This is a genomic window from Candidatus Nitrotoga arctica (assembly GCF_918378365.1).
GTDB lineage: Bacteria > Pseudomonadota > Gammaproteobacteria > Burkholderiales > Gallionellaceae > Nitrotoga > Nitrotoga arctica.
On record NZ_OU912926.1, the window covers coordinates 841,234 to 867,120 of the forward strand.

A 25,887-nucleotide genomic window follows, 5' to 3' on the forward strand; every position below is an offset into this window, starting at 1 on the left:
AATGAAAAACCTTTCCAAAACAACAACGCTATGGACGCGAGGCTTGGCTTTTGCCATGGCATTTTCTCTCTGCGCCTGCTCTGTATTGAACATAGATGTGGATGAATATAAAGGACCGTTGTCAAATCATGAAGATATTCAATTGCAGCAATATGCCGCGCTTGCCATCTCAGCCAAACCGATCATTGTGGAATTACGCAGTCGTTACATATCTGATGAGGACAAAAAGATAAGAAAACATGACCAGGATTGCGAAAAAAATAACTATGATGAATATAGTGGATGTCGTTTTGAGCTCGAAATTGTTCAATTTTTAAATTCGATACTCGCGCTCTATGAAGATGAACATGGTGTTTTCCAAAAGGAAAGTGTTGAGGTTTTTAGAGAGGAAAACTTACTTATTGTTAAAGGACTGACACAACTCAGGAGCCAGGATAAGATTTATTTTTATGAAAAGGATCGGAGCGTTAAACAGAAATCTAGAGAAAAAGATTTAGAAAGATTCAGTTTTTATGAACGGCGAATTTCCAACAGTAAATATATCAAAGAACAGGAACAGTTGAGAGGCGAATTGGACAGTGAACTGAAGCATTTAGAAGTCCCCTCAAAAGAAAATAAGCTTGACGAGCTAAAATCATTCTTTATTCGTAATAGTATGTTAGTTAAACAACCAAAGACTTGGGGTATACAAAAAGCTAAAAATATCGAGAACGTTGTTAATACCAAAATTGCGAGCGATGATGATGAACCATTCGATTGCATCACTCAAAAAGAAAAACCATCAGATGTTCAATATAATGCAAGGGATGCTTGTGGAATTAATAGGTTGGCAACGAACTTTATTGATTCCATCAATAAAGCGAGCGCATCCCCTAATGAAGACCTTAAACATGAAGTCCTTGTTGCTAAAGAGCGTCTAAATGAATCGCTCATCCTTTTTGCTGAAAAAATTCTTTTTATTGTCAACAATCATGGCTTGGCCTTTGGTAACGGAAGTACAAACTACGACGATTCAGACAACAATCATGAATTTAACTTTGATACCGGCAATAGAAATCACGAAAAATCAACCACTAATGGTTATGCAAGAAAATTCGCGGTACTTCAATCACTGGGCAATACGCTTATTGTGCATGCCAATGATTTGCGGAGGCGCGCTACGCATGATCAGCGTTTAGTGGATCGCAAAGATAGCGAATTAGCCGCAGCGCAACATGCTTTTGCACCAGGAGCGCAAAGTGCATTTGATAACTTAGTAAAAGACTTAGGCGCGGCCATCAAAAAAGGAGGGGATAAGGAAGAAAATCTGCAAAGCGCAATAAATGCTTTCTCAAAAAGGAATATCACGGAAACAAGCATCACTTCATTACGAAACAAACTTACTGAGGATGTGGGAAAAGTACGGCCAAAGCTTGATGCCTATCGCACAGCTTTTAATGATTTTAATGTTAAGGGAATTATTTCGGCTGATAGTTTAGCTGCCGATGATCGAAATGAGATTGCTAAGTTATTTACCCAAACCAACCCAAAGGTAGCCGACCCAAAGGTAAAAATGGATGCTGTTCTTACAACTCTGAAATCATGGTTCGATGACAAAAGCAAGACCACACCTCAAGGCGTATTAAAGCCATCAGATTCAAAATATGATCGCCGAAATAATGCTCAAACTGTCATTGGTCAATTAACGTTATCCATACAGGATTTGGCAGTTGAGGGGACGGTAAAAGAAATATACGAAAAGCTAGGGGACAAGCTCCTAAGAAGTCTTAATGAGGATAAAATTAATCTCGAAAAGGAACAAAAAACGATAGCCGAACACGATAAAGCGCTCAAGACATTTGAAGAGAATAAAATTGAATTATCTAAGATGGAGAGCACTAACGGTGATTTGGTAGGCAGCAGCGAAATTATTAAATCAATAAAAGAAACGGTGCTGAAACGGGCAGAAACTGCCAAGGTCGTCGATTTCTCTGGCTTGCGCCACGTGTTGTTGCTTGAGCTTAATGAACAAAGTGCGTCCCCGGGTGAATCCCCGGCAGAGCAATCCAAGAATGCCAAGGCTCTTGCAGCACACAAATTGGTATCAGCGATGTCAATTCCAAAGTCGTTTCAATTTGTTGGTGGATCTAACGTAAAGACTCAGCGCGATGTATTGGACGATGTCATCGCCCAATTGCAACAACAACGTTTGGAAGCAGCCTCCAGAGGAGGCGACATAACCGCACTGAATAAAGCATTGGAACTGGCCTTTGAACAACGCGGTGGGCTTGCTTATCTTCGTACAGCTACCGCTTATTTGCGCAACGCTTTTGCCAACACTTCGATGCAGGAAGGCAACGCCAATTGCAGAAATCTACTGATTCCCTCTATCTTTTGCCAAGATGGATATGATGAGGTGTTCAAACAAACCAAGCTCGAAATCGACAAACAATTCTGGCAAACCATCAACACAATCAAAGTCCGTGGTGGCGGAGCAACCGACTTTGCAATCGTCAAAGATGATGTTGGCAACTGGTATGTCAAAGGACTGTCGTCCGACCCAGAAAGCATCATAAAAAGTGCCCAGAGTTTAGCTTTATTTAATATGGGCGGCAAAGTGAATCTCAATTTGCTGGGGCAGGTGGAAACCAGACGAAAATTGGCAAAATTAGATATTGGCGATCCTAACCGAAAAACTTTAAAAGATGAACTTAAAGAACAGCAGTCAGGTAGTGGGGCAAATACCGCCGGATTAGAGAAGGTTTTGGCTAAGTACCGTAATGAATACGTTAGCGCCACTACTATGAATGTCAATGGTCTGATCGGTAAATTGGACCAACTATCAAATGATATTACTGTGGCATGGAAGGATATTAATTTTGGTGAAACCAGAGAGGCCAATCTCGCGAAATTGAACGGTTTGCTCGTCAGTCCAGCTGAATTGGCTTCAGCTAAAAGTGCTCTTAAATCTGCGAGAGACGATCTTGCTAAGGCTACCGAGCCCGCGGCGCAGGCTTCGAATACAGTAACGGCCACGGCCGTAGCTTCAACTCAAAAGGAAGCTATGGCCGATCCCGCTAAGGTTGCCGCACCTGCTTCGAGCACGGCCAAAGTCGACATCGAGACGGCCAAGGCAAACGCTTCAAGTGCCATTATCAAGTCACTGACTGAAGTACGAAATATGCGCAGCAGGTTTGTCAAGGCAATTATCCAGGACGATGAGTTCATTGCGACCCAGTGGCGTGCCTATGATGACGCAAAGGCGAAATTTAATGCCCAGGATGTCGATGTGACTGTCAAAAAGAATGAATGGGAAAAAGCTAATGTGGACGTGTCAAATAAGCAGGCATCACATGATGCCATGACTGTGCCCGAAAAAATTACTGAAAAAAGGGCGGTATTAACCGCTGCCGAGAGCGAATTGAAAAAAGCACAGGACGCGTTGGATAAAGCCCGGAATGACTATGATAAGGACGTACGTATAGCGCGCGAAAAATTGAGTGGTGTTTTTAAACGCAAACAAGATGCACAAAACGATATCGCTGCTCTTACAGCTAAACCCCAAGACACTGACAGAGATAAACTATTAGACGCTGCCAAGATTAAACTTGCAGCGGCGGAGACAGAACTTGTAGCGGCGGAGAAAGCACTTGCCGACATCTCGATTCCAAGTCAGGAAGTAATTACTAAGACAGAGACAAGGGATAAAGCTACAAAAGACTTGGCGATTCAGCAGGGCATATTTGAGGGTTTGACTGCGTCATCAGAAATCGAAAGTGCCAAAAATAAATTAAAAATAGCCAAGGATGGGCTTGCCACTGCGAGGGGTGCTTGGGATGCGGCCAACGGCGAATTGGCTGTTTTACGTGCTTCTGCCAAAGAGAAAGATGATGCCTACATCTTAGCTAAATCCAATCGGCTTGCAGCAGCGAGAAAAGTGACGACATTGACTAATTCTTTAATTGAAATCATCACCACCAATCGGCTTGAGGCCGTAAAAGCCTACGAAGTCGCCATCGGTTTTGTTGGACAAACGGCAGGAGGGCAGTGAGGAACCGGCCAAGGATTTTTTGTTTATGTACAAAGTAAATACTGGATGACGCCGCAGGTACCCAAACCAAAAAATGGCCAACCGAAATAGTTTCATCAAAATAGGGAAAAGTGCGTGAACCCGGCATTTAAAGGCATTACGTTTGGAAACCAATTAACAGACAGTGGCCCCGTTAACGCCAAAGTCACCGTTGCGCCTGATGGCTCTGCGGTCAGTGTTTTATTTGACAAGATGCAAGCCCAAGCGGGTACGGCGAAGCGAAGCAGTAGCCACATACGCTGCAATTTGACGTTAAGGTTGGTGTCCCCTGTAGAAGCCGCGGCAGAAATTCACCTTGATGTGCGGGAAGCTATGATCAAAAGGAATTGTTCAACTGTTAGTTCGACAATCTTGATACATAAACGGGCGCGCCCACTAACCTTTAGCGACCCTGATACGCAAGGTCACTCGTGCTATGTAGTAACCTTGCTAAAAGTAACACGCAAGCTCAGCGTGAGTATTGTCGCAACGGCTAGGGCAAAGTACCCAGAATCGGCAATTGTAGCAATTGACTCGTTGGGTGTTATCAAATGATCAAGCCTGATACTGCCATATAGGCCTTAGATTGGGTTCCACCAACTGCGGCTAAATTGCTGCGGAGTCCGCGGAAATGAACCTGGAGGGTATTCCTTGCCGCGCCCCAGTATGCAAAAAGACATAACAGCCTCAGAAAGTCTTGTGCCATGACTGCGCCTTCGAATCTAGAGCCCACAATGACTGCAATTAACATTAAATTCGGTTTGCTCAGGATCGAGGTATTTTTTTTATTTCGCCATATCATAAAGTCGCTTCATTTCTTGTCGATTAGTGTACTTTTTCGTCGAAGGCCATGTCCGACAAGGGATACAGCTCCTGCGGATAAACAATTGTCCATTGGTCAATGCAATGTGAAATATCGTAATTCTCTCGATGGAGTGGGTATACGCCGTTTATTTTTTTTTCAATTCCACTACCGGCAGCGAGCATGGCAAGTGGAGCGTATACATATTTTTCATTAATAATAGCTCGTACAAGCATTGTGTGAATTTTTGGCGCCGATGTAAGTTTAGATAACGAGTCAAAAGCACTTCTTGCACCGCCAACTGTCAAGTCAGCCGCAGCATAAGGAAAAATCTTGGACCTTAACTCTTCTGCCACTTCAGAATAGTTCTGTTGTTTACGCGCTGACTTTACTTTATTTGGAAGTATATTACTTATGTAATCGGCCAAGTCACTCTTCAGGCTCCACTGGTAAATTCCACGTTCAGCCAAAGGCACATCGATAGGAGCCTCAGTATATTTCTTGACATCTACATAAGTCGCCATCCTAAGTAGGCCATCCTCAGTCCGGCGGTGCAACCTCCTCATCTCTCCAAGCACAAGCACCAGGAACAAGTTTGAGCATCGGCTATAACCAATGCAGAGTTTGAAAATTGGCATCACCCGAAATGAGTTTTGCTGCGAATTGAATTATAAATCGATACTGATCTCTATCAGTCACTTGGGACTTGACCGGTGCGAGCCTGTCTTGGCGAGATATCTTGTGCTACGTCTTGTCCGCCATCCCCAATTAGTGAGAATGGCCCCCATAGTGCTGGGTGCGAGTCATTATCGCGATCTCCATGGTCGAGCATCGAAAGGATCGCCTCACGCAGTGCATTAGCCTTCCCTTCACGAGGATGGGCGGCATAATATGCGAGCATTGATGTGATAAGCCGCTTGGTAGCACTTGATTCTACATACCAGTGGGAAGCAAGCACCGCTTTTGTCCCGGCGTGAAAAAAGGCCTTGGCTAGTCCGGATAACGTTTCCCCGCCGAGTGTTCCATCGGAGCCTGCTGTGTTGCATGCAGAAAGAATGACCCAGTCCACATGAAGAATCATTTTTGAAATCTCACTGGCGGTAAGCATGCCGTCTTCGTCCGCGGAAACCAGCATAGGCGGGGTTAGTACAAGCGCTGGCTCGGATAATCCTTTAATCTCGCCGGTAAGTAGGGCGTGAGTTGCAAAGTCAAGGACACGAATTCCCGACCAGTCTTTTGTTCGGACTGCCTTTTCTGTGGCTGCGGTACCTAGCAATAGATCGTCTCGCGACGCAAATAACAACTTGGCAATTTGAATGAGTTCGTCACGCGTTTCACGGAGACTGGGCAACTTGGAGAGTTCCTTGCCGCTTACATTGCCCTTCTCCATCAATACAGACCAGGGCCGGAGGCTATCGCGAGCAGATGTATCTTTAAAATGCGGGTCTCCGACACCGCCAAATGATTTTTTCCATATCTCCTGTGGTTCCTCTGTAGGCCGTCTAAGCGCCATTAAAGAAGAAATCGAGGGAAGTGTACTGATAGCAAAACGCCTAGCAAGCCATGCACTCTTTCGGTAGTTTTCGGAGCCAAGCGGAGGTGCCTTATTGATGAGTACGCTTAAAGGAAGGCTGCGAAGAGCTCCGTCTGGAATAACCAGTAAATGGTCCACATCCGTGAGGTCACCTTCGACATTAGCAAAGAGCTTACGATAGAGTTGATGGGCCAATTGAATGTTGAATTTCTCCAAGCGACCATTGTGTACCATCAAACCACGGCGCAAAGCTGTTATTGACTGCGCTAGCTGTCTACCTGTAATAGGCAGTGCAAGGAACTTGGCTTCACCATTTTTTTTAACAACCCATATGAAGCCGTCGTCATCGGAGAAATGGAATACGATAAGTGCTTCACGGCTCTGAAGAGCCACCTGCAATGTTTCCAGCGGAATTGGAGCAGAGCTTGTAAGTTTTCTATACCGAGGGAGTTCGCGATCCAGGAGCGCAACATCCCTTGCATACTGTTGTTGCAGCGCGGCGCGCTCCGCCACAAGCGAAAGCATTCGTTGTTGATGAGTTAGCACCGCTGGATCCGCAATCTGCAAATCTATCGCTCTCAACATCCGTGTCGAATCTTGATACCTGCGAAGCAATACTGACGAAGTGTTACTGCTGCCCATGCTACGAGCTGCCATTCTCACAATAGTTGCAGCTGTGTCACTTACATTAGCTAACTGAGCTACTTGCAGGGTTCTATCCTTGTTGGCCCCTCGCAGCGATGCCATTTTAAGGTATTTAGACAGTATCGGAAGAAACTGTGTGCGTACAGTTAACGTTTCGATCTGCAAAGAATCGGCAGTACTGAATATATTGCCCACTGCATCAATAGCCTGCTCAAGCGTATTATCGGCCTCTTGCTGCATGCCAAGTCGTTGCTGAGCCTGGGACAAATTGTACTTGGTCATGATTCCTGACGGGCCACCTCGTTCAACCAGTAACTCATATTTTTCGCGAGCTTGAGCGAAATGCTTGATAGCTTCAACATCATTTCCATTTTTTAGTGCTATTTCCCCAAGAATTCTATGAGCCGAGGCTGCTTGATGGCATCCGTCTTGGCCGATACTGTGAAAAAAAGCTAGCGCTTCATTGAGCTTACCAATTGCTTCGGTTATGCGTTTATCCGCGTAAAGAGCGTTTGCTATATCTATTTGAAGCGAACCCAGATGCAGATATTTGCTCGACATAATGAATCGATGAAGTGTAAGAGAGCGCTCGAATAGCTCCTTGGCTTCGTCGGGCTGACCCGCTCGCAACGAAGCATCGCCAGCTGACCATGCATATAGCGCCATTAGAAATCCATTAGGATCATGTTCATCTAAATATACGTAGGCTTTCCAAACTAGTGCATCAGCTTCATCATTTCGATCCCATCGTAAATAAAAAGCAATTAATCCGCGCTGAGCGAAAAGATAGTCCTGAGAGAATTCGCCAGCCACTTTAGACAAAATTGCCAGTTGCTTATGTATTGCCAACTCATACTCATCATATCGCCCAGTTTTCCAAAAAAAGCTGGAATATCGCCGCCATGCCTGAGCCACAGGCATAGCATTTAGCACAAGGGCAGTTTCGAGTATACGAATGGAGTTTTTGTAAGCTGCGTCAGCTTCCTCATCGCGATTGGCATTTGAGAGAGAATCAGCATACATGCTTAATGCTGTACCTACCTCGGCACTTGCATCGCCGTGACGAGCTTGTACAGCGTCTAAATAGCATTTGAAGTGCTCAAGAGCAGGTTCGGACCCTTCCAGGAGTCCAACGAAATACCCAACAGAAAAACAATAACGTTCGACCTCTTCGCTGTTATGGCCGTGCAATGCACGATTGATCGTAAGCAGGCGCAGGTTCACGCGAAGCGCATTCCTCATTGCCTCATCGCTCGCGTTCGGTCGCCCACCTTGATATAGGTGATCCAGACGTGTGAGCCATGGAACGAGCACATCTTGGTCTGTGGCGCCCAGCTTGTCGTATGTATTAATCGCTTGTTCTAAAAAGCGACGTTCTGCGTCGCTATCACCAACTCTATTGGCCTTGCTAGCGTCTAAAATGGCCTCTTCAAAGGCTTGCTTTTCGCCACCCTGTGCGAGACAAACAATGGAGGACAATAAGAGAAAGAGTGCGGCCACCAATGCGATCCATCTTATACCGTTGCGCGCAAAATGGAGCCTCACTTGGCAACTTTCAGCTAATTGGCGGCTGAAAACTAGGATATGACTCCGCATTTTTCACTTCTTGAAGGTCCAGTATGGCCGAGTTGAGGATGGTTGCATAAGACCAGCTCGCTGCGAAGCACGCAAACCTTGCTCAATTATGTATTGCCAATCGTTTAAAATCTCTCGCGTTTCAGCAAACGAAGAATGGCCGAGAAAGCTTGTATTGATTGCGGTTGCGTCAATCGTTTCTACGCCATTTACGACGACCATGCCTGGACCAGCGTCACCTGCGCGGGGGAATCCGTTTGCTATGTGCGCCAATTGTAGAGCCCTGTCTGTAGACGACGCGTAAAGAGTAATGGGTTCGCCGAGCTTCACCATTGCGGGAGCAATGTCCCGCTTGAATATCCCCGCATCAATATCGGGTGCTGCCAAAATCATTTCCTTGACTCTTGATCGAAGGGTTGGCTTTTCATTTAGCAGCGCGACAAACGCGGCGGTGAGAGCCCTGTTACCCATGCTGTGCGCCACGAGGTAAACATTTTTTGCTTTTGTTTTTGAGAGAAAGTCATCGAGGAATCGTTTCAAATTTTCCTTGGACCATTCGATCGTCTGCGAATCAGCCGAGTATCCCAAAGGCGTCGGACTACCCCTTGAAGGCCAGCTATAAAAAACGGGTGCCCCTCGGAATCCAAGATCGTATGCGATTTGTGCCGTACGTCGTGCAGCATTTTCGAACGAGACATTGAAACCATGTATAAAGATGAAGGCATCCTCTTTTGGTGAACTGGCTACTCTGTCTTGGACGGCTCGAAAGTACGCATCTTTGTCCATTATCTTTGTTTGCATTAGAAGTACATGCTTCTGCGCGTTCTCCAAGAAGCGTAACCGAATAAACGCGGACGGGGCCTCGAGGTATCCAGTCTGGTGAGTCGCTGGAATGCTTACACGCGCTAGTCCATAGCTAATAGTGTCTGAGCGAGAGGCGCTAAACATACTTTCTGGACCAGCCTCCGAAGTACGATTCCTATCTGTTGCGAAGAAAACAGTGGCGACGCTTGAAAGGTCCGCCAGAGTACCAGGCACAGGGTTGATGATGGCCTTGCCTCCAACCATACCACCTGCACCGGCGCACTGACATTCGCTTTTGTTAAGCATTGGATACTGGTTGAAGCAAGTGCCATTTGATGTTTGACATATCAAAGAAAGCCCGCCTGGCGAGCGCGCAGAAACTGTTTTGATGTCTGTATCGAACCCTCTGGTTTCAAGCGGTTGTGAGGCACAGCCAACCAGCGAGAAGCCTATGAATATTAAAAGGCCCATACAAAAAATGGCTGGTTCGATTGTAGGAAGCCTCTTAATTACGGGCTCATGAAGCGTACTCAATATCGCGGTTGACATGACAAGCCTCCCTTGCTATTGTGGAAAAGCGTCCTCGTAGGGTAACGTGCATCTCTCTAAGATATTCATCTGGCAGACTCTTCTAAGTACAACAGCTAACAGCAGTTTAGTGTAGTACGTTTTCAAGCCGAATAATACTCCATGCGGTTAACCTAGACCCAGAATTTTGGTCATTTTTGGTCGTTGGCTTATTCCGCGAGTACCGTGCACGAGCAAACAGGCCAGGCGTGGAGTTCATTGTGATCGAAGAGCCCGAAGCCCATCTTCATCCCAGATACAAGAGGCCTTCATACGGCAGTTGCCAGAGATCGTAAAAAAATTCTGCATTTTAGGAGGCGAGGACGTTTCATGGCCGGTGCAATTCATCGTCTCAACGCACTCTTCGTACGTCGCGAATGAGGCTCGCTTCGACACAATCCGCTATTTTCGGCGTAGCGCCGAAGAATGTGCCGGTCGGTGTACGCTGCACTCGCGTCAAGGACCTCAGTAGCGACGTCGCCGGATTAAAAGGCACTGCCTCTGACTTCCTACAAACTCAAGCCTGCGCTGACGAGGAAGAATGCGCTACCCGCAGTCCCGCTCATGCAGCGGCGGTTCGTGCCGCGCACGTCGAGCATGGCTACTGGCCGAGATCGGCGCGCACCTCGGGATTCACTATATGACAATCTGCAGCATCGTTAATCGATGACGAGCGACGCACTGCCATTTTGGCGATCAACACGCCAGATCCGAATCCAGTCGAGGCATGCGGAGCCGATCGTCCTGCGATAGCCGGACTAATTCGAGCGCGATTTGGAAGCGGTTACGAGGGTTACGTTATCTGCGGTATCTATCATCCTTTATTCGTTAACCGTTTACCTAAACAAAAAGCTTATTCACTAGCGCGAGATCGGGCTTCGAAATACCCTTAGGAGCAGCTCGGCTGGAAGTACCTAAGCCGGGGGTGGGGTCGCATTTGAACTCACCAGATGGTCAGATGGCGTTCTGCCCGTCTTTATTATTGACTCACCGCGCCAAGTCTTCGGTGAGTTCCCTGATGCCATACGCTTCCTTACGTACGCGCATATCATAATAAATAAGTATCGATACAATCGCCATAATCGGATAGAACAGCAAGGCAAATGACTCTGCAATGAAGGACCCAATTTGTTTCAAGTTTAAGAATTCAGGTGAGCCCAAGCCAAAACTGTGGCCTATAAAACTTACAGTTAACCCCAAAATATATGATGAAATTACAACGGACGCGATATATATTATGCACATTAGAATCATTACGCCCCAATTACGCCAATAAAAGCCCTTGCCGAGTTCTTTGCTTCTCTTCAACGCTTTCCATCCCGACAGGCGCTCAAGCAACACAACTTCCAGAGTTAGTACATACCACAAAGAAAAAAGAATACCTGGCACGACTAGCAATATAAAGCCGACAAGAAGTACTAACCCCAGAAGCAAATAGGTGACTAGAATCGTTCCCATTCCTTTTCTATACGCACAGCGATAAGATCGACCCACGGTCGGTCGTCTGCCAAGGCTAATATCTGAAACCGCGATTACCACAGCAAGGCTAGCGAATACTACTGTGAAGAGCTTGATTGCCTCTGCGATCATAATCAAAGGTTTCTGATCGATTTCTTTGGTATAAACCGATAGCAACAAACTAAGTAGAATTGGCAAACTAAAAATAAGAGACAAAGTTTTAAAGTTTGAGAGGTAGATTTCCAAGGAATGTCTGATGATTTTTCCAGCAGGCTGTTCAGTTAGATAGTTTTTCATTTTCTTTCCGCAGTTGGATTAGTACACTCTGATCCCGCAATAAATTGCTGAGCTTAAGCCGCATCATTTACACGAGCATGTTCAAAGTTTGCAGAGCTGCCGTTCAGAGATCACTTGATCGGACATTTCTAAGATTATCGATCTTGAAATAATGCCGAAATAGGCCTTGCCGTTTATTAGCGTCAACAAATCAGCAAAAGAATATTTACACATCAATCAATATGAATCTTTTCGTCACAATGGGAGGTTTCCTTAATAAATAGATTCTCAGTGTGTAAAACGTCAGGATCTATCCCACCAGGCAATCAAGTTGAACTCGAAATTTTGGATTATTGAGAATAGCAACTTAATATGTCAGTAGCTTTTTAAAGTGAAACTTGTCGTTTAATAAAATGCACCATCAACGGATCGCAGTTAAAAAGGTGATAATTGGATAGAAATAGCTTCCGAGAATGCATGGGATGGAAGCAAGATGTTCACGTCTACTGTTCAATATCACTGTCAATCAACTCTACCGACGGTATAACTTATACCGGCTATTCGAGCAGCCATCCTTCCTACGCATATATGCTTCTTGCTCATCACATTACTGAGAGGTAGCGCATAGGTAATCGGGTCTGCAGCCAGATCGCTGTCATCGAGGTCAAAATTTTGATGGTTAGAGACAATGCTAGCGATAGCTGTTGAGCTTTTAGTGGGTATTCAAGATTCGCAATCGTATTGTTATGTTTACTGTCCTGAAACTTAAGCTAGCAATATAGTTGATGTTAAAAGGCGAGTTCCTCGGGCAATCATTAGCCAGCTGGCCCAGCATTAGTACCTTTAGAGTCGGGTGAGTTATGGTCACCACATTTAAGCTTTTTAGTGCGGGAGGTTCAACAATGGACGGAACAGAACACTCTTTGATACTACTCAGATTGAATTTGCGGCGGCACGTGTGCGGTAGGTTTGTGGTGCGGTGGCTCCCCCATACCCCCTAGGTACTCCCGCACTAACCTCCCGCAGGTCGGATTGTGTGCGGGAGGTTGCGGTAGGTTCTAAAAACAATAACCTCCCGCAACCTCCCGCGAACTACCTATGGTTAAGCCAAAATATCAGCTTCTATTGCATCTTCTTCATGAATCCTCCACTCGCACGCCCTTTGATGCGACATGCTCTGGCACATCCATGCCAATAAAGCGCAATCCATCATGAGCAAGGGCCCATCGTTCTGCTTCATGGCGGTCCTTTTTTATATAGGTTTCGCGAACAATAAACCCCTGGCGCTCGCACTCTCGTATTACGGCCAGACAATTGGCCTTGTTTAGCCCCTGTGGGTAACTGGGCTCCGCTTTAAGTAGGGCGTGCGCATTTGTGCCTGGACTATTTGCTGACACGCTTATGTTTTCTCCTCGCACATAAAATTCATGTATGAGCTTCATTAATGGTAAGCGGTAGCCTTCGCGTAGCAGAGCATTGACTGAAGCCATGCCGTTTGCATGTCCTGCATCTAAAGAAATGATGCTCGAACCATCAACACGAAATGCAAGGTTCATGTCTGGTTGCTTTTTGCCCACATTATTTTTCTGATGCGCTAATGATAGACTGCCTGCTTCATCAGTAGCGTTCAGAAAAAGACGGCTTCGTGGGGCATTATGCCATGCGGCAGAATCAGCATACCCTTCACTGTCGGTCTGTTTTTTACCGGCTCTAGAGGTGACTTTGTTCACGTGCGATAACATCAATACTGCCCCACCTATTTTCCGAACTAAATGAACAAGTACGCGAACAAATTGCGTTACATGTTGCCGGTCTATTGGGTTTGCTCCAAAGGCATCGCTTGCATTATCTATAATCAAAAACGCTACGCGCTCGGCTTCAATCATCGCTTTCAGTTTGAGATAATGCTCCGTTACTTGACCACGCCTAACACCTAATATGTTCACCTCATGGAACAAACAAGGCGCATCAGTTGCATCTAGCACAATCAGATTGTGTTCCACCTTGGCAGGATCTAAACCATCAACTCGGCATAGCGATCCAAAGCGTCGGCGAATAGTATTCGTCGCATCCTCGGCACTAAAAAAGAGCGTTTTACTTTGCTCGGTTGGCAGACCTAAAAAATCAGCACCTGTTGAAACGTGAGCAGCAAGCTGCAAAGCAAACAAGCTTTTCCCCGTACCACCATGCGCTGCAAGTAGAGTCAGAGCCTCAGATGGAACACGCTCACCCCATATATATCGTTGTGGTGGAGGTGGATTAGTCCACACGTCAGCAAGACTAATGCGCTTAAAATGAGACTCTTTATCAGGAGTTGGCTGTGCCTGGTTCAACAAAATCTCTAGTACACCGGTCCCAAACTCCTGATAAAAGTCGTTGGCGTCATAGTTTCCAGGTCTGTCAACGGATTTTTGAGCTGTTATTTTATGAGAGCGGACAGAAGTATCCTCATGACCATGAATAATTTCAGCGGGTAGATTGGTCTCGTTCATAATGAGCATCTCCAGCCAAAGCACCCGTTACACACAACAGAAAAAAATCCTAAACCAGCTAAGTTCATCGCTGGAACAGTGTGCAATTTCGGCAGCACGGTGATCGAATTGTCATACAAGGGACGTGCGAATTGATAAGTCGCCATTTGTCTGGCAGCTTTTATTATGCTGTTCATAGCCTTCCCCCTTATGCTTTGGAAGAATTTATGCGGCTATCCAGCCACACATCGATGTCAGATTCAAGCCATCCAACGGCTCTCGTTCCAATCGGAATGGATGCTGGAAATGAACCCTCACTCATTAATTTGTAGATTGTGCTCCGGGATAATCCTATGTCGCATGTAAGCTTTGACATACGGAGAATGCGCTGGGAAGTCTTGCGTTGAATTAAAGCAGAGTTTGGAACTGGAGGTGAGTTAGGTTGGCGAGTTTTCTTTCGCCTGTCACTGTCGGGGTCGCCATCGCCGTCCCCATCGTCATCATCGCTGCTTGCTGCCTCTGGCGCACAATCTGGGCCTGATATTTCACAGGCAACATCATCGGATGACGCCGATACAGTAGGACCTGCTTTCTCATTGGCATGAGGGCTTTTAGCATGAGGAGAGGCTATAAGACTTGCTATTCTGCGCCTGTCAGATGCATCAACCTTGACTTTCGGCGTATTAAGCTTGTCCAGTGCATTAGCCGCAGCTTTCGACATACTCATTTTGTCGAGTGCATTAGCGGCCACTTTCGACATATCTAGCTTGTCGAGTGCGTTAGCCGCGACTTTCGAAATATCCAATTTGTCTAATGCATTAGTCATAACTTTTGATATATCCGGCATGCTGAGTGCATTAGCCAGAACTTTCGACATATTCAGCTGCCGATCTAATTTGGCAGCTTCACTTTTCAGTAAAGTTGCGATTTCGGATTTACCTACTGTACTTTGCGGCGTGCATGTCACTTGCCCGCCACGGTTTAATGAAAGGCTAATCATGATTTTTTACCCTTATCTGACGTAATGTCTTAGTTTAAGAATTTAGCCCGTTACGTACGGCAATGCCATAGTTCCAGACTGAATGATTGTATCGCTATTGATCCGGCACGAATTATTCATGAAGCCGCGTAGGCGACTTTTGGGTCGCGGAAATAACGGCGCACGCGTTCGGGGTTTTGCTCAAGCATGGTCATGTGATCAGTCGCAGCAGCTCTGAGTTTTGCCTTGGTGCGCACTGGCACCTTTGAAGTGATGACGTGCTTGAGATCTGCATTCAGTCTTTCTTCGGGGTTGAGTTCAGGGCTGTAGCTGGGCAAGTAGAACAACTCGATTTTCTGTGCGTTCTCGGCAGCCCAAGCCTTTACAGGTTTGCTGTGATGAACTCTCAAGTTGTCCAGTATCAGAAACACCTTGCGGTCTGTATCCTTGATGAGCGCCTCCAGAAATTCAATGAGCTTGTCGGAGTTAAATGCCTCATCAATAATCATCCAGCGCGTTTTACCCTGATTGGTTACCGTCGCAATCATCGATAGCTTGTGGCGCGTGCCGCCTACTGCGAACGTCACAGGTGTCTTGCCCACCGGCGCATAGCTCCTGCCTCTGACATCCGTGTTGACTAGCGCCGTCTCGTCGCCCCAGTGAATTTCCGCACCTTCTGTTTTTGCTCTGGCTTCAATGGCCGGATATTGTTCATCAAGCCAAGCCTGGACGGCTTCAGGCCGCTGCTCGTATGCTTTTTTAATGGGTTTTTGTGGTGTAAAACCCCAACGTGCCAAGTAGTTGCCTACTGCCCGAATAGACAGCTTGATACCGTGCGCCAGCTCAATGTGCTGGCGCACAGCGGGCCTGCTCCATAGCGCAAAATCCATCTTAAGTTGTTCGGGGCGTCTGTCGCAGATGGTTTGTTGAATCGCCAGCTCTTGGCTAACCGTCAAGCGACGTCCACTGCCAGGTTTTTTACCCCGAACGCCGGGCTTGAGTGCCCCCGAACCTTCAGCCTTATACAACCGCAGCGCCGTATTGACTGCCGTCCAGCTCAGTCCCGTTTGCACCACGATCTCCATCACCGCCACACCTTTGCGGTGCATACGAATGACTTGCTTGCGTCGTTCATGCAGTACTTCTCGCGACTGCTTGCGGGCATCTTCTTTTTCCATACTCCATAGACATCGAAAACCAATAAAAATTCATTTATAAATCGTGCCGGGTCTATAGTTCTCATCCATAAACACCCGAATTTTCAGGACCGCCCGCTGAGTATTTTGGTCAATCGCTGTAAATCGAGCACTTTCTTTCGTTATAGACAGACGAATATGCCACCTTGGTTCGTCCATCCTGTTTTTCACCGGATTTGGCGCGAGCTTCCCCGCGCCATGACTGGCATTTTCAAACGCCCCCCCACTTTGACGCGCTATAAACCTTGTCGCGACAGTCTGGCGAATAGTTTGAAATTATACGCCAGCACCGCCGACATCACGTAAGACCGGAGGTGCTCAAGCCCTCTCTATGTGCAGCGATTCAAACCAAACACCCGTTTCAGCATTGAGGTGTTGCCTTCGATCCCGACACGGAAGCGTTTGAGTTTCTTGTATATCCACTCGCTGTCTGTCATCTCTTCTACGTTCATGCCGCGCTTCTTGGGCAGCCCCACTGCCTTGATACCCAGTGTTTTGGCCTCACTGATGTTTTCTTTGCTTGCATAACCCGCATCCGCCGCCACTTGGCGTGGTAACTTGCCGAAGCACGCTTGGATGCGCTTGATCATCGGAAGCAATCGACTGCTAGCCGCCGGGTTGCCTTCCTCAATCACCACATCCAATACCATGCCGTGTTTGCCTGTGGTGAGATTGAGCTTGGTAGCGCGCCGGTCTTTGACGATGATGTTGGTGTGTGGCTCAAATACACTGACCACCTTGTCAGCAGCGGGTACGCGCTCTCCCTTGATAACACACCGCAGGGTTTGGTCGATGATGCGCAAAGTGAGTTCTGCATAGTGTTCAGCTCGTTTCATCCAATCCGTGTTTTGTTGTTGTGTCACCATCACACTATTCACTGCTCGCAAGGTATGCCGCACGTTACTGATGAGTTTGAGGTAATGCTCGCGCCGTTTCTCTTCCCCTTTGCAGTTGCAGATCGCCATAATCTGTTTCTTTACTACCCGACGATGACAGGTGTACCGCAGTTGCGGGCCGTGTTCGCAGGCTTCAATCATCAAGCGTTCCAGTATCTGTTCAGCATCGCCCAGTAGTGAGCTGTCCCATGGCTTGTGGATCAGTGTTTCTGTTATGGTGCTGTCGATTCGCGCTTGCTTGAGTGTCTCAATGCGACTGGCCAGTGCGTCTTTGACCAGTGCTTGGCTAATGCACTCCCAGGTCTCCCCACGGATCAGTGCAATCACGCTCTGCAGCGCAGAATCCGTCGGACAAAGGCCTCTTGGCAGGCGAGCAAAAGCATCGGCGGTTGCCGAATCAGTCAAGTGAAACGCCAGTTCCTCGTATGTCCATTGCCGGTGTTGCTGGAGCAGCCCGCAACGCAATATCGCTTCGATGCTCATGCGCCCAGTATCCTTGATCCCTTTCCGCTGAATGTCTTTCTCGACCCAGTCTAATGCTTCAACATGACGATCCAGCCACTCGGAAATGGCCTTTAATTCCTGTCCGATTTCGTGTTCCGCAAATGTCTCGTATATACTTATTTGGTGTGTGCGTTTTGCGCGCATTTTGGATTCCCCAATGGTTGGGTGTTTGTTTGCAATCAATAGCTTGACTTCAATCATACACATTTCCGTTGGGCTTTTCCATCAATATAATCGGTTTTTATTAAGCTAAATCAAATTGTTATGTTTATGGATGAGAACGAACTAGCATCCACGCCGTGGAACGAATCTGTATTCATAGTGCCAGCACAATGCGTTTTTGTTGCCACAAGTTGTTGACACCCCACCAGCGTTTCAGGTTGTGAAACAAGGGTTCGATTCCCCAGCAGCGTACGTACAGTCGAAGGATTTCCTCGGCACTTAATTCGGTTTCTGTCGCCAACAACAAGCGTGCTTTTGACCTGCTCTGTTTGTCTGCATTGAAGAACGAGCACCACACGGCTCGTACCAGCGTGTCTTTGAGAAAGCGCATCATTGCAACCCACGCTGCGCAGACTAATCAATTGCTCCTTGCCATACAGCGTGAGCTTGAGTTCGGTCACCGGCAAAGCCAGGATCGCATCGGCTGCCATTTTTACCCATATTTGGCGGGTCGTCCACGCCCAGGTTTGACCAGCACTATCGGTGGCATGAATAACGCAGTGTCGCGCCGCGCCTGACCAATTACCCGCATCTTTCGTGACAGCAGCGGCAACACAAGTCGCGCCCGCATGAACCATGCATCGAACAGCACTCGGTCGGGTTTTGTTGTCACCGGTGTCAGGCCATGCACCAGCGCCAGCGCGATGGTCAGTTTGTTGCGATTGCCTGAGGCTGGCACTAAACGGGACACAATCGGTAGCACATACGTCCTGCCACCAACTAACTGCCCAGCACACTCACTCCCTAGGAGATCCAGCATTGAGCTTGCAAATACTGCGGTCGATTAGTTTTTCTGGCGTGATCGTGCCGAATGATGTTGCCCGGTGCCGTCTCGGAATGGCGCGGTATCTGTGTGTCGTCGATCACCAGATTGAGTGTTTTCAGAGGCAGTACTTCGTTGATCAGTTCGAACGGTGCTTGCGCTAAGCGCAGCGTGCGAACGCTGCCGCGCTCCAGGAGTTTGTAATAAGTCGTTCAGTGTTTGCGTCGGGTGATCGCTGCGATGGCGCGTCACCCACTCCGCGGGGGAAATCAGGCAGGCGTAGAGTATTTCGCCAAAGGTTGCGCGGAAGGGCGGCGAAACGACGGTGAGCAGATGCGTAATCCATCTTGACAGGCATAGACTGACAGTTTGAACGTAGGACATGGGACACCGAATAAGAGTCAAAAAGACTCTTTGTGGTCGCCGCCCTGCACGCTCTAAAAATCTTCGCGTGCAGGGCGCACGACGACACAAACCATCCCTTCTGTCAACTGATTTTTACGCATTTGTGTCAATATCTTTACGTGCCCAATTGCAGCCCTATTAGGGCTGAATGTCTAAACTTGAGCATGTTGTTGTGAATGCTTATTTGTCATCGTTTCGCTCCATCTTTAATTCCCGTTCCGCGCGGAGCCAATCTTGAACGGTTTGGTTGTGCCGACGATTTTGTCTCTCTTACTGTTCATATACCCGCTTCGCGATCTGTGGCGTCGGGTCATCTCCTAATATCAAGGAGAGCTGGGCGGGGCTCACCACTCATCAGGCGCCCATACATAATCGTTACGCTTCGCAGCCTTTGCGCGAGCTCTTGGGTCAGTGCGCCATCTTTCAGACGCCATCGCCAGTTTCCTTTCGCAATTCCGGGAAAATTCATTCGCGCCACCGACCCCAGTTCCAGGAGGCCTTGCGCTGGAACGATGGCTGTGTCGGTCTGCGATGCCATCGCCTCACGGATCAAGGCCCAGATCACCTCCCGGCTGTTTGCTCCCAGCTGTTTTTGCAGGGTTTTGCGTTGCGTGCTTGGCAACTTCCGATACCAGCCTGCCGCTGTGTCGTTATCATGGGTTCCGGTATAGACCACTGATTTCACCGGATGCTGTTCTGGTGGACCTGAATTGCTTTCGAGATTTGAACCGAACTCGAATTGGAGCACCCTTGTGCCCGGGATCTGAAGTTGATTGAGTAAAGCCACTACTTCGGGTGCTTTGGCACCGAGATCATCCGCGATCAGAGGCAATAACCCAAGGGCTTTGCGGGCGGCTTCGAAAAAAGAAGCGCCTCTGCCAGGGTAGTATTGCCCGTTCACAGCCGTCTTGGCTTGTGCAGACACTTCATAGGTGCGGACAAAGCCGATGAAATGATCCAGCCAATTGACATCGAACCGTCCAAAAGCCGTCCGCAGGCGTTCGATCCACCAGCTGTAGCTCTGCTCTCGAAGCGCCTCCCAGCGATACACGGGGACACCCCACACCTGTCCTGTTTTGGAGAAATAATCGGGAGGAACTCCCGCAACCACTGTGGGGTTTCCAACGGCATCCAGTTTGAAAAGCCCGGGATGAGACCAGACATCGGCGCTTTGGTGAGCCACGAACAGGGGAACATCGCCGATCAGCCCAATTTCTCTGGAATTGCAGTAAGCCCTTAACTCATTCCACTGCACCGAGAATTGCCACTGGACAAACTTATGGTAACGTATGTCTTTGGCAAAGTATTTCTGCGCGTGAATGATGGCGTTTGGCTTTCACATTCGCAGCTCCTTGTTCCATCGGGTCCAATCCGAAGTGCCCTCTTTTCCCTGGATTGCCGAGAACAACGAAAAATCTTCAAACCATAAAGACTCCGCGCGTACAAATGCGTCGAGCTCAGATTGCCTGTCATCGTGCCTGTTTTTTTCGAAATTTTCGAACGCTTTTTTTAAGCATTGCAGCTTTAATCGTGCCGCCGCAAGATAGTTCACCTTTCCCTCGCTCCTGATGATAGGAGGCTCGATATCTTGGCGGCCAAGGAGCCCCTGCTCCACCAACCGATCGGGACTCATCAAGAGCGGATTACCCGCAAAAGCAGACGGTGATTGGTAAGGAGAATTACCTCCCCCTGCCGGACCGACGGGAAGCATCTGCCACCAACGCTGTCCGCTCTCGACCATGAAATTCACGAATGCAGTTGCCGCAGGCCCTAGGTCGCCGATGGGATATTCGTTGGCAAGGGATGTTGGATGGAGAAGTATCCCGGAGGAGCGTTGATTCATACTGCCCGCCCTCCCAAGGCAGATTCCTGCTTCCGTGCCAAAAGTATGGCGCTGGAGCGGGGACTCAAGTAGTAAGTTTGTGGATCTTCCCAAAGAGGTTCCTTGCCCACAGCAAATAGATCTTGTGGTGCTTCGCGAGAGGTGTCAACGGCCAGATGCCACCGAGTCCCCGGTAGTACAGGGGGTAAACCGAAATCGACCGCATCTGCGCTGGCATTGAAAATCAGGAAAAGTGCGCGCTGCTCATCTTCATGGATCAGGCAGCCAAACTGCTTTTCTTTCGGGTCAGCCCAGTTGGGCATTCCTCCTTGCGGGCCAAACCAATGTATATTGGCGTCCGTGTAGAATTGCTCCTTACTCAGAATCGGATGTGCACGACGAAAGTCGATCATGCCACGGGTGAAGCGGAAAATTTCCCGGTGCTGTTCCAGACAGCTCCAGTCATGCCAGCTCGTTTCGTTGTCCTGGCAGTAGGCGTTGTTGTTGCCGCCTTGCGTGCGGCGAAATTCGTCCCCGCTGAGCAGCATCGGCACGCCGCGCGATATCAGCAGGGTCAGCAGGAAGTTCTTGATCTGGCCTTTCCGCAAGGCCTCGATCCCGGCATCCGTTGTCTCGCCTTCGGTGCCGTAGTTCTCGCTGAAATTTTCGTTGGTCCCGTCATGATTGTTTTCTCCGTTTGCTTCATTGTGCTTGTCGCGATAGCTCACCAGGTCATTCAAAGTGAAGCCGTCGTGGCAGGTGACGAAATTGATGCTGCTCTCGGGGCCTTTGCCCGACTTGGTGTAGATGTCGGCACTGCCGCAGATGCGGCTGGCAAACAATCCGAGCATCCCATCATCGCCGCGCCAGAAACGCCGGATATCATCTCGGTACCGGCCGTTCCACTCCGTCCAACGCCGCTCTGAAAAACTACCCACCTCGTATGCACCGGCGGTATCCCAAGCCTCGGCGATGATTTTCGCGTCTCTCAAGATCGGGTCTTCGGCGATCCGTTCGAGAAGGGGGGCATTAGCTAGGAGCTTGCCGGTGCGATCCCGGCCGAGAATCGACGCAAGGTCAAAGCGGAACCCATCCACATGCATCTCAACCACCCAGTAGCGCAACGCTCCAAGGATGTGATCCCGCACCACGGGATGGTTGGCGTTGATGGTATTGCCGGTACCAGCGTAGTTCTTGTAATAGCGTTGGTCTGACTCCAGCATGTAGAAAATTGAGTTATCAATCCCGCGGAAACATAAGGTTGGGCCCAGTTCGTTTCCCTCCGACGTATGATTGAACACGACATCCAGGATCACTTCGATACCGGCATGATGGAGCGCCCGGACCATTTCCTTGAACTCCAGCTTCTGTTGACCCATGCCTCCCGCACTGCTGTAGGATGCTTTCGGCGCAAAGAAGGCCACGGGATCGTAGCCCCAGTAATTTCTGAGTGGCTTGCCTGTTTGCGGATTGATGCCCGGTACTTCGAATTCGTTAAACTCATGGACGGGCATCAATTCCACAGCCGTCACTCCCAGCTCTTTCAAATAGGGGATCTTTTCCATAAGGCCGCGGTATGTGCCGGGATGCTCCACGACGGAACTGGGATGAATGGTGAAACCACGAACATGCGTTTCATAAATCACTGTCTTTGACCAGGGATGTCGGAGCGGCTGGTCGTCATGCCAGTGGAAGTGCTCATTAGTGAACACGCATTTCGGCATGGCTTCAGCATCATCCACTTTCGAACAAATCAAGTCCCGCTCTGGCGTCGACAGGTCATATCCCCGCGCCGGGCCAAAATCCCAGTTGGGCACCCGCGAGATCGCTGTTGCAAAGGGGTCCAGGAGCAGCTTGTGAAAGTTGAAACGATGTCCTTCTCTGGGCTGGTACGGGCCATCTACCCGGTAGGCATAGAGTTGACCGGAACGAATTCCTTCAACCCATACGTGCCATATGTCACCAGTACGGTTGCGTGTAAAATCGAAATCAATAACCCTAGCTGGCGTTGCGTCTACGGGATGATCAAACAACTCCAGACGAACGTGGGTGGCATGACGGCTAAATAAGGAAAAGTTAACCCCTCCCTCAGATTCATGGGTTCCAAAGGGCAAAGGAACACCTCTCCGAACTTCAGTATGTTCGGAGATATCTGCTACGTAATCATGCAGTGTGCGTTCAGGCGTATTCATGATTGTATTGAATCATCGCTGCCACAGAATTGGAGCGGCTTCTACGCCGGACATTTTGTCATGCCTTGCGCCTGTAGGATCGAACCGGCAGTCAGAGTCGTGCTGCTCATGCTTGATTGGTCTTCGTCAGCGCTTCGCTTTTTGAGGCGATGCAGTACATCAGATCACTCCATGACTTAGCGAATGTTTCGGTGCCCTCGCGCTGGAGGCCGGCGGCAAGCGCCTCATCGTTGACGCCCTCGTGGGTGAATTCCTCGATGATAGCTTCCACCATTTCGGCATGAACCTCATCAAACGGTAAAACGTTATTTACTTTGCCGTGCTCGGCGAAGGCGAGCAGTGTCTTTTCCGGGATGGTATTGACCGTATCCGGCGCAGCGAGCGCTTCGACGTAAAGGGTGTCCGAGGCTGCGGGATCCTTGGTGCCGGTGCTGGCCCACAGCAAGCGTTGCGGTTGAGCCCCGAAATCGGCCAGTTTCTGCCAACGCCTGGATGCCAGCAGATCGCGGTAGGCTTTGTAGGCGCGCATGGCGATGGCGATGCCAAGACGGTTGTTGCGGAACTCGCCCTGCGCTTTCTCCTTGACGGCCACGTCCCAGCGACTGACGAAAATCGATGCCACGGAAGCGACCTTCGGATCCAGACCAGCGGCGATGCGCCGCTCGATGCCGCGCATATATGCTTCGGCCGCCGCAATGTAATGCTCGCGGGAGAACAGCAACGTGACATTTATCGGCACGCCCGCGAAGATCGATTCCTCGATCGCGTGAATGCCTGCGCGGGTACCTGGGATCTTGATGAAAAGATTGGGACGTTGCGCACGCGCATGCAGTTGCGCCGCCGCCTTTATGGTGCCAGCGGTGTCGTCCGCGAGCAGGGGCGATACCTCCAGCGACACCCAGCCGTCAATTCCACCAGTGGCGTCGTGGATCGGCCGGAAAAGATCAGCTGCCTGAATCAAATCATCCAACGCAAGCTCAAAGAACAACGCCTCGCCCGATTTGCCGGCAAGCGTTTTTTGGCGGATCGCGTCATCGTAGAAATCACCATTTTTGATGGCGTGATCGAAGATCGTGGGATTGGAGGTCAGTCCTGTCACCGCATACTCCCTGATATAGCGGCTGAGTGTGCCGCTCGTCAGCAGCTCACGCGTGATGTTGTCGAGCCAGAGGTTTTGGCCCAGATCGTGCAGTTGTTGTGTGGCGTTCATGATAGCTCCTATTATGTGAAGTCAGCATTGTGGATGCCGAGCAAGACGGGAAAATCGACATTGATCAACTCGCCGATACGGTCAATCGTTATGTCAGCCGGCGAATAGGTGGCGATATTGCTAGTGTCGAGCGCATAGTGTCCTTGGCGCGGGAAGACGGTTGTCAGACGATTACCCCAGACCTTTTTCATCGCCGCCAGAATACGCAGTTTGTCGTCCACCATGACGTAATGGCGAGCAGGGTAACTCTGTTCGACATCATCGAGCATTTGCTCTTTGTGCAGGTAAATCAGCACCCGGCCCTCGACGGCCTCCCATAATCCAGATCGCTGTACCTTGCGCGGCTGGAACACCACATCGCCATCCGACAGAATCATCGTCGGTACCCAACTGCGATGAAATCGAGCGCGCCAGGGTACAAGCGCTCTGCAAACGGATAGTCCACCAGAAATGAAGACATCTTCAGCAAGCGCGGATCATTCATGGCACCAATACGGTAGCGCTGCAAGGCGCCCAGATAGTCCGCATAGCCGAGTTCAACACGCAGCGCTTCAAAAATTTCCCAATATCGATCCCGGCTCTCGTCACCAAACTCATGCGCAAGATGGTCGCTCAGGTCGGCTACGATGCAATCGTTATCGAGCAGCGTGTTGTCCACATCCAGCAGGAACACCACCTCGCTCACCAATGTCATTTTGCCGCCTTCACCGGTATCGGGTTGTGCCAGTTTCCGTCTGCCGCAATGAGCGCGTCGGCTTGTTTCGGCCCCCAACTGCCGGGCTTGTAGGGGTGAGCCCGGTGGTGCGTGTCAAGGACTGGATCGACCACCGCCCATGCGGCCTCAACCGCGTCCTCACGGGTGAAGAGCGCACCATTACCTGCCATGGCGTCACCCAACAGCCGCTCGTAGGGTGTTTCCTTTTCCGGCTGTTCATTCCAGCAGGTAGAGCTCGCGCTGATCGCCGACGAACTCCCTGCCTGCACGCTTGAGGCGCGCGGCGAGGGCAACAGCAGAGTTGGGGGATATCCGGAAGCGCAGATAATTGGCACGCCCGGACACCGGTGCTGAATCGTCGAACAGCCTTTGTGGTGGCGGTTTCAACTCCACCAGGACTTCTGATGCTGTCGCAGCCAGACATTTGCCGGAACACAGGTATCACGGCACTCCCTCCCAGCGCCACGAGTCGATGAACAAACGCAGCGCGGAGAACGTCTCGACGTCCGATCCCTTCGCCACACCCGGCTCTTTCCGGTAACCGGCGTACTGGCCGCGCACCACGTCGTCTGGCTGCAGAGGGCGCATGGCCATCGCGTAAAGCGCCGGAAAGATCATCTTGTGGACGAGGTCGCCGGTCACGCCGAAGATCACCAGTGCATCAGACGGCATCGTGCATTTATTGGTATTACCCATATCAACACATCTCCTTGCTTCTTCTCAGTCTCGAACGCCAGAAGCTCAACAACTTATATTTATTCGGCGGCTGGACTGATAATCCTACCATCTACATGGTAGCCAGG

At 49.2% G+C, this 25,887-nt stretch carries 18 protein-coding genes and 4 pseudogenes; 4 read left to right on the forward strand and 18 right to left on the reverse strand.

The genetic code is table 11. The annotated features are described in order from the left end of the window. The first annotated feature begins 1 nt into the window (after window position 1). Window positions 2–4,030, forward strand: coding sequence for an HlyD family secretion protein (locus MKZ32_RS03775; RefSeq protein WP_239796044.1), 4,029 nt, complete (start codon window positions 2–4; stop codon window positions 4,028–4,030). A 114-nt stretch (window positions 4,031–4,144) separates the two neighbouring features. Continuing rightward, entirely contained in the window at window positions 4,145–4,603 is a 459-nt protein-coding gene (locus MKZ32_RS03780; RefSeq protein ID WP_239796045.1) for a hypothetical protein, read from the forward strand. Window positions 4,604–4,873: 270 nt separating this feature from the next. On the opposite strand, the gene MKZ32_RS03785 is transcribed toward MKZ32_RS03780, so the two are convergent. The 3 genes from MKZ32_RS03785 to MKZ32_RS03795 form a co-directional block, all read right to left on the reverse strand. Beyond that, window positions 4,874–5,374 carry a hypothetical protein gene (locus tag MKZ32_RS03785; RefSeq protein ID WP_239796046.1) on the reverse strand — a complete coding sequence of 167 codons (501 nt, stop codon included), beginning with the start codon at window positions 5,372–5,374 and terminating at the stop codon, window positions 4,874–4,876. 167 nt (window positions 5,375–5,541) lie between these two features. Further along, window positions 5,542–8,529 carry a CHAT domain-containing protein gene (locus MKZ32_RS03790; RefSeq protein WP_239796047.1) on the reverse strand — a complete coding sequence of 996 codons (2,988 nt, stop codon included), beginning with the start codon at window positions 8,527–8,529 and terminating at the stop codon, window positions 5,542–5,544. 99 nt (window positions 8,530–8,628) lie between these two features. Beyond that, window positions 8,629–9,957 carry an alpha/beta hydrolase gene (locus MKZ32_RS03795; protein WP_239796048.1) on the reverse strand — a complete coding sequence of 443 codons (1,329 nt, stop codon included), beginning with the start codon at window positions 9,955–9,957 and terminating at the stop codon, window positions 8,629–8,631. 395 nt (window positions 9,958–10,352) lie between these two features. Here MKZ32_RS03795 and MKZ32_RS03800 point away from each other — a divergent pair, with 395 nt between their 5' ends. Further along, window positions 10,353–10,619: a hypothetical protein gene (locus MKZ32_RS03800; RefSeq protein WP_239796049.1), complete on the forward strand. Its 267-nt coding sequence runs from the start codon at window positions 10,353–10,355 to the stop codon at window positions 10,617–10,619. Window positions 10,620–10,962: 343 nt separating this feature from the next. Here the strand turns inward: MKZ32_RS03800 and MKZ32_RS03805 are convergent, their stop codons facing one another. The 7 genes and pseudogenes from MKZ32_RS03805 to MKZ32_RS03835 all read right to left on the reverse strand — a co-directional run bounded on the left by MKZ32_RS03805 (window position 10,963) and on the right by MKZ32_RS03835 (window position 18,737). Continuing rightward, on the reverse strand, window positions 10,963–11,730 hold the full coding sequence (locus MKZ32_RS03805; RefSeq protein WP_239796050.1) for a hypothetical protein: 768 nt from the start codon (window positions 11,728–11,730) through the stop codon (window positions 10,963–10,965). A 1,115-nt stretch (window positions 11,731–12,845) separates the two neighbouring features. Then, window positions 12,846–14,201, reverse strand: coding sequence for an AAA family ATPase (locus tag MKZ32_RS03810; RefSeq protein ID WP_239796051.1), 1,356 nt, complete (start codon window positions 14,199–14,201; stop codon window positions 12,846–12,848). A 187-nt stretch (window positions 14,202–14,388) separates the two neighbouring features. Beyond that, complete coding sequence (locus MKZ32_RS03815; protein ID WP_239796052.1) at window positions 14,389–15,180, reverse strand: helix-turn-helix transcriptional regulator; 792 nt, start codon at window positions 15,178–15,180, stop codon at window positions 14,389–14,391. A gap of 116 nt (window positions 15,181–15,296) precedes the next feature. Continuing rightward, the gene (locus tag MKZ32_RS03820; RefSeq protein ID WP_239796053.1) at window positions 15,297–16,337 is read right to left on the reverse strand and encodes an IS630 family transposase; all 1,041 of its coding nucleotides are present in this window, start codon (window positions 16,335–16,337) and stop codon (window positions 15,297–15,299) included. Between the two features lie 254 nt (window positions 16,338–16,591). Next, window positions 16,592–17,899: pseudogene (locus MKZ32_RS03825) on the reverse strand (ISNCY family transposase). Between the two features lie 110 nt (window positions 17,900–18,009). After that, window positions 18,010–18,408: a hypothetical protein gene (locus MKZ32_RS15825; protein ID WP_239796054.1), complete on the reverse strand. Its 399-nt coding sequence runs from the start codon at window positions 18,406–18,408 to the stop codon at window positions 18,010–18,012. 2 nt (window positions 18,409–18,410) lie between these two features. After that, a complete protein-coding gene (locus MKZ32_RS03835) occupies window positions 18,411–18,737 on the reverse strand; it encodes a transposase (RefSeq protein WP_239796055.1) in 327 nt (108 codons plus the stop codon). Between MKZ32_RS03835 and MKZ32_RS03840 the strand changes: the two genes are divergently transcribed. After that, a complete protein-coding gene (locus MKZ32_RS03840; RefSeq protein WP_239796056.1) occupies window positions 18,737–18,904 on the forward strand; it encodes a hypothetical protein in 168 nt (55 codons plus the stop codon). The genes MKZ32_RS03835 and MKZ32_RS03840 overlap by 1 nt on opposite strands. 421 nt (window positions 18,905–19,325) lie before the next feature. Here MKZ32_RS03840 and MKZ32_RS15620 read toward each other — a convergent pair. From MKZ32_RS15620 to MKZ32_RS15380, 8 genes and pseudogenes are all read right to left on the reverse strand, one after another. Next, window positions 19,326–19,412: pseudogene (locus tag MKZ32_RS15620) on the reverse strand (hypothetical protein); the annotation flags it as partial. Between the two features lie 43 nt (window positions 19,413–19,455). Further along, window positions 19,456–20,988 (reverse strand): annotated as a pseudogene (gene malQ / locus MKZ32_RS03845) (4-alpha-glucanotransferase). Continuing rightward, entirely contained in the window at window positions 20,985–23,159 is a 2,175-nt protein-coding gene (gene glgX, locus MKZ32_RS03850) for a glycogen debranching protein GlgX (RefSeq protein WP_239796057.1), read from the reverse strand. Before glgX ends, malQ begins: the two are co-directional and overlap by 4 nt. 106 nt (window positions 23,160–23,265) lie before the next feature. Further along, window positions 23,266–24,369 (reverse strand): transaldolase, encoded by a 1,104-nt coding sequence (gene tal / locus MKZ32_RS03855; RefSeq protein WP_239796058.1) that lies wholly within the window; start codon window positions 24,367–24,369, stop codon window positions 23,266–23,268. A gap of 11 nt (window positions 24,370–24,380) precedes the next feature. Further along, complete coding sequence (locus MKZ32_RS03860; RefSeq protein WP_239796059.1) at window positions 24,381–24,746, reverse strand: hypothetical protein; 366 nt, start codon at window positions 24,744–24,746, stop codon at window positions 24,381–24,383. After that, on the reverse strand, window positions 24,743–25,063 hold the full coding sequence (locus tag MKZ32_RS03865; protein ID WP_239796060.1) for an HAD family hydrolase: 321 nt from the start codon (window positions 25,061–25,063) through the stop codon (window positions 24,743–24,745). The genes MKZ32_RS03860 and MKZ32_RS03865 overlap by 4 nt, the downstream gene beginning before the upstream one ends. Next, entirely contained in the window at window positions 25,060–25,419 is a 360-nt protein-coding gene (locus MKZ32_RS15375) for a hypothetical protein (protein ID WP_275584245.1), read from the reverse strand. Before MKZ32_RS15375 ends, MKZ32_RS03865 begins: the two co-directional genes overlap by 4 nt. Further along, window positions 25,301–25,780, reverse strand: a pseudogene (locus MKZ32_RS15380) (hypothetical protein). The gene MKZ32_RS15375 and the pseudogene MKZ32_RS15380 overlap by 119 nt, the downstream one beginning before the upstream one ends. Between the last annotated feature and the right edge of the window lie 107 nt (window positions 25,781–25,887).

Excerpts from the sequence above, each read along its gene's own strand:
- MKZ32_RS03775 (WP_239796044.1), top strand. The coding sequence starts at position 2 with ATGAAAAACCTTTCCAAAACAACAACGCTATGGACGCGAGGCTTGGCT.
- MKZ32_RS03785 (WP_239796046.1), bottom strand. The coding sequence starts at position 5,374 with ATGGCGACTTATGTAGATGTCAAGAAATATACTGAGGCTCCTATCGAT.
- MKZ32_RS03795 (WP_239796048.1), bottom strand. The coding sequence starts at position 9,957 with ATGTCAACCGCGATATTGAGTACGCTTCATGAGCCCGTAATTAAGAGG.
- MKZ32_RS03800 (WP_239796049.1), top strand. The coding sequence starts at position 10,353 with ATGAGGCTCGCTTCGACACAATCCGCTATTTTCGGCGTAGCGCCGAAG.
- MKZ32_RS03805 (WP_239796050.1), bottom strand. The coding sequence starts at position 11,730 with ATGAAAAACTATCTAACTGAACAGCCTGCTGGAAAAATCATCAGACAT.
- MKZ32_RS03810 (WP_239796051.1), bottom strand. The coding sequence starts at position 14,201 with ATGAACGAGACCAATCTACCCGCTGAAATTATTCATGGTCATGAGGAT.
- MKZ32_RS03815 (WP_239796052.1), bottom strand. The coding sequence starts at position 15,180 with ATGATTAGCCTTTCATTAAACCGTGGCGGGCAAGTGACATGCACGCCG.
- MKZ32_RS03820 (WP_239796053.1), bottom strand. The coding sequence starts at position 16,337 with ATGGAAAAAGAAGATGCCCGCAAGCAGTCGCGAGAAGTACTGCATGAA.
- MKZ32_RS15825 (WP_239796054.1), bottom strand. The coding sequence starts at position 18,408 with ATGGCAGCCGATGCGATCCTGGCTTTGCCGGTGACCGAACTCAAGCTC.
- MKZ32_RS03835 (WP_239796055.1), bottom strand. The coding sequence starts at position 18,737 with ATGCTGGATCTCCTAGGGAGTGAGTGTGCTGGGCAGTTAGTTGGTGGC.
- glgX (WP_239796057.1), bottom strand. The coding sequence starts at position 23,159 with ATGAATACGCCTGAACGCACACTGCATGATTACGTAGCAGATATCTCC.
- tal (WP_239796058.1), bottom strand. The coding sequence starts at position 24,369 with ATGAACGCCACACAACAACTGCACGATCTGGGCCAAAACCTCTGGCTC.
- MKZ32_RS03860 (WP_239796059.1), bottom strand. The coding sequence starts at position 24,746 with ATGATTCTGTCGGATGGCGATGTGGTGTTCCAGCCGCGCAAGGTACAG.
- MKZ32_RS03865 (WP_239796060.1), bottom strand. The coding sequence starts at position 25,063 with ATGACATTGGTGAGCGAGGTGGTGTTCCTGCTGGATGTGGACAACACG.